This window comes from Microvirga sp. P4_G7, from assembly GCF_056401005.1.
Map to the genome: position 1 here is coordinate 1 of NZ_JBFUKD010000393.1, position 3,541 is coordinate 3,541.

Sequence of the window (3,541 nt, forward strand, 5' to 3'; positions counted from 1 at the left end):
CTTCTATGGTTAGGACTTCGAGGCAAAAGGGGATACGGCTTTGCCCGCCGAAGCCTTTCTACCTCGTTGAAATCGCCCCATGATCGTCCGATCGGAATAGTCTTTTTCGGCAAATTATGCCCACTGAATCAATAAGGACCGACGGTCCCGATCCCCAGGATAAGCCAATCGTGTTCACGCATTTGTCATGATGGAACAGGTCCCTTCACCGCCCACCAATGCCATGACCCGCCTGATGGAGGCGCTGGGGGCCGATCGCAAACGCAAAGGCCCGCCGCCGGTCGAACGCTGGAATCCTGCCTATTGCGGCGAAATCGACATGCGGATCGCCGCGGATGGCGCGTGGTATTATATGGGAACGCCGATCGGCAGACCGGCGCTCGTGCGGTTGTTCGCGAGCGTCTTACGCAAGGATCCGGAACGATACGTATTGGTCACGCCGGTGGAGCGCGTCGGCATTGCGGTGGACGACGTGCCGTTTCTTGCCGTTGAAATGGCAGTCGACGGGGAGGGGGGCGAGCGCCGAATCGTGTTTCGAACCAACGTGGACGACCTCGTCGAGATCGGCCCCGACCACCCCTTGCGGTTCGAGGTCGGCGCAGCGGACGGGGTGAAGCCGTATCTCAGGGTGCGCGGCGACCTGTGGGCGCGTCTGACCCGCAGCCTCACACTGGACCTGATCGCCCTCGGCGAAGAAATGGATCTGCAAGGAGAGAGGGTGTTCGGCATTCGCGTCGGCGGGCAGTTCTTTCCCGTTACCCCGGCGGACCGGCCCGACGGGCGCTCATGAGTTCCCTTGCCCTGGATAACGACCGGTTCCTGGCGCTCGCCGAAGAAAAGCTTCGACCCGATCCGCCTGCCTTGGAGGATTCCCTCGCCAATCCGCGCGGGGATCATTCCATCGACGAAGTGCCCCTCGTGCTGCCTCTGCGACCCAAAGTGGCGGCTGTTTTGGTTCCGATCATCATGCGAGATGAGCCCACTCTGCTTTTCACCGAGCGGGCCACGAGCCTGCGTGAGCATTCGGGACAGATTGCCTTCCCTGGCGGACGCGTCGACCCAACCGATCCATCGATCCTCGCTGCCGCTTATCGGGAGGCGCAGGAGGAAATCGGCCTCGACTCATCCTTCGTCAGCCCCCTTGGATATCTCGATGCGTACCTGTCGACCACCAACTACCTGGTCATGCCCGTCGTCGCTCGCGTCCAGCCGACCTATACGCTGAGCCTGAACGAGCACGAGGTCGCCGATACGTTCGAAGTACCGCTCGCCGTGCTCATGGACCCCGCGCGACACGAACTTCACGCTCGGGAATGGAAAGGCCGGGTAAGACGCTACTATGCAATTCCGTACGAGGGACGCTACATCTGGGGAGTCACTGCGGGGATCGTCCGCAATCTGTATGAGAGGCTCTACGAATCATGACACGGGCGATCTTTGGAGAATTGCTGCTCTTTCTCCTGCCGTTCGTCCTTTTCGCCCTCTATCTCGTCTTGCAGCGGCGGAACCCCTTTCATTGGCCGCACTGGAGCGACAAGACAGTCTGGCTCGTCATCGCCGGGTTGATGTGCGCGATCCTCGCTCTCGTCTACACCGGTGTTACGGCTGATCGCGAGAGCGGCGCCTATGTGCCCAGTCACGTCGAGAACGGGCGTGTCGTGCCGGGGCAATTCAAGTGACGCAAAGTCTCGATCACCAGGCGCTCGCCGCCCTTCTCCAACGCCCGCAACTTCAGCGGCTGCTCCATGTCTTGAACGGCGGCGGTGAAGAGACCCGAATCGTGGGCGGCGCCGTTCGCAACGCGTTGCTCAGTCGCGACGTCACCGAGGTCGATCTTGCGACGACGGCAATCCCGGCAACAATCGTCGAGCGCGCGCTCGATGCCGGTTACAAACCCGTTCCGACGGGCATCGATCACGGAACCATCACCGTCGTCGTCGATGGGGAGCCGTTCGAAGTGACCTCCTTGCGTGAGGACGTCGAGACGGACGGCCGCTACGCCGTCGTGCGCTTTGGACGAGACTTCAGGGCCGATGCTTTCCGCAGGGATTTCACCATCAATGCGCTCTCGCTCGGCATCGATGGTCGCCTCTTCGACTACACCAACGGAGAGGACGATCTGATTGCCGGGAACGTGCGCTTCATCGGCGACGCCCACGCGCGCATTCGCGAAGATTTTCTGCGGATCCTGCGCTTCTTTCGCTTTCACGCCGAATATGCGTCCGGCACGCCCGACGCCGAAGGGCTTCTCGCAGCCAGCACCGAGCGCGCCGGTCTCGAGCGTCTGTCGCGGGAGCGGGTGAGAAACGAACTCCTCAAGCTGCTCGCAGCGCGCCGGGCACGAGAGACGATGGAAGTGTTCGCCGCTTACGGCTTCCTGACGTCGATCCTCGGTGGTGTCGGGGAGCTCGGTCGATTCTCACGCATCATCGACTCGCTTCCGCAGAGCACGAGTGTCGACCGACTGGCGGCTCTCGCGATGATGACGAGCGAGGATGCGGAGCGCCTGCGCGTTCGATTGCGTCTGTCGAACCAGGATTACGAAACGCTCGCCGACTACGCAAAACTGCTGGCGCATTTCAAGACATCGGAAGGGCCGGTAGACGCCATCACCATCCGCCGCAGCGTCGCCGAGCATGGTGTGACATCGATCCGGCGGGTCTTGCTTGCAACTCGTGGAGAGCCTCGCCCTATCGTCAAGGACGATGCATGGACGGCGTTGCAGCGCTACGCCGCGAAAGACGATCCAATTCCGATGTTTCCCCTGCGCGGCGCAGACTTGATCGCGCAGGGCTTGCCGAAGGGCCCGATGATCGGAGAGCTTCTGGCGCGGGCGCGACAGATCTGGCTCTTGGAAGGTTGCCCCACGGATGCGGCTTCCGCGAAAGCATTGCTCGATCGCATTCTCGTCGCTTAGCGTGGGCGATCGTAACGCGGCGCGGGTGCTTCACGTGTCGCGAGCAGGCTGTAGACCATAGAGCTTTCGGGCCCTGGCGTGGTCCAAGGCGCGGTCGTCCGACAAGTCCAAAAAGTAGTTCAGTTGCCAGCGCTGCGTCTTCGTCGCTTGCGGGCTCGCCGGCGCGTCCCACGGTGGATAGACGCGGATAGCCCGCTTGCCGCCCTTGCCATTGTGCGCAACGACAGTCTGGTCACATAGAACCGACCGTGGAAAAACGAACTGGCCCCAATGGCGATCCTTGCGGCAGTTGACGACAAAGAAATCGATAGAATCGGAGGCGTCGAAGGGTTGGATCGGACCATCTCCAATCCGCTTCCAAAACGTGACGAATTGTCCGATTTTTGTCGGTGTGATCTTGGAATGCCTGTACCGCACGGTCGACCCGCTCAGTTCAAATGCGCATGCCCCATATTCCCTGCTTTCCAGCTCCCATATGGGCGCTGAGCACACGAGACCGATCGGCGCGTAGACGAGGGACGACGCCGTTCGAAGATCCTGACGAATCGTCAAATTTGGTTCACTCAAACGATTCGACTTTCAATGCGGACTCGACCGAGGCGCTGATCAAGGCCGGGCGAGTCA

Annotated in this window: 5 protein-coding genes; 4 read left to right on the forward strand and 1 reads right to left on the reverse strand. The window is 61.3% G+C overall.

Annotated features, from left to right (window positions below):
• The first annotated feature begins 187 nt into the window (after nucleotides 1–187).
• Genes AC1DT3_RS15205 through AC1DT3_RS15220 form a run of 4 tightly spaced genes read left to right on the forward strand, consistent with a single transcriptional unit; the run spans nucleotide 188 to nucleotide 2,917 of the window.
• A complete protein-coding gene (locus AC1DT3_RS15205; protein WP_477466083.1) occupies nucleotides 188–790 on the forward strand; it encodes a DUF1285 domain-containing protein in 603 nt (200 codons plus the stop codon).
• Entirely contained in the window at nucleotides 787–1,425 is a 639-nt protein-coding gene (locus tag AC1DT3_RS15210) for a CoA pyrophosphatase (RefSeq protein ID WP_477466084.1), read from the forward strand. Before AC1DT3_RS15205 ends, AC1DT3_RS15210 begins: the two co-directional genes overlap by 4 nt.
• Nucleotides 1,422–1,679 (forward strand): DUF6111 family protein, encoded by a 258-nt coding sequence (locus AC1DT3_RS15215; protein WP_477466085.1) that lies wholly within the window; start codon nucleotides 1,422–1,424, stop codon nucleotides 1,677–1,679. Before AC1DT3_RS15210 ends, AC1DT3_RS15215 begins: the two co-directional genes overlap by 4 nt.
• Nucleotides 1,676–2,917 carry a CCA tRNA nucleotidyltransferase gene (locus AC1DT3_RS15220; RefSeq protein WP_477466086.1) on the forward strand — a complete coding sequence of 414 codons (1,242 nt, stop codon included), beginning with the start codon at nucleotides 1,676–1,678 and terminating at the stop codon, nucleotides 2,915–2,917. The genes AC1DT3_RS15215 and AC1DT3_RS15220 overlap by 4 nt, the downstream gene beginning before the upstream one ends.
• Before the next feature lie 30 nt (nucleotides 2,918–2,947).
• Here AC1DT3_RS15220 and AC1DT3_RS15225 read toward each other — a convergent pair whose 3' ends face one another.
• Entirely contained in the window at nucleotides 2,948–3,469 is a 522-nt protein-coding gene (locus AC1DT3_RS15225; RefSeq protein ID WP_477466087.1) for a MepB family protein, read from the reverse strand.
• Nucleotides 3,470–3,541 lie beyond the last annotated feature (72 nt).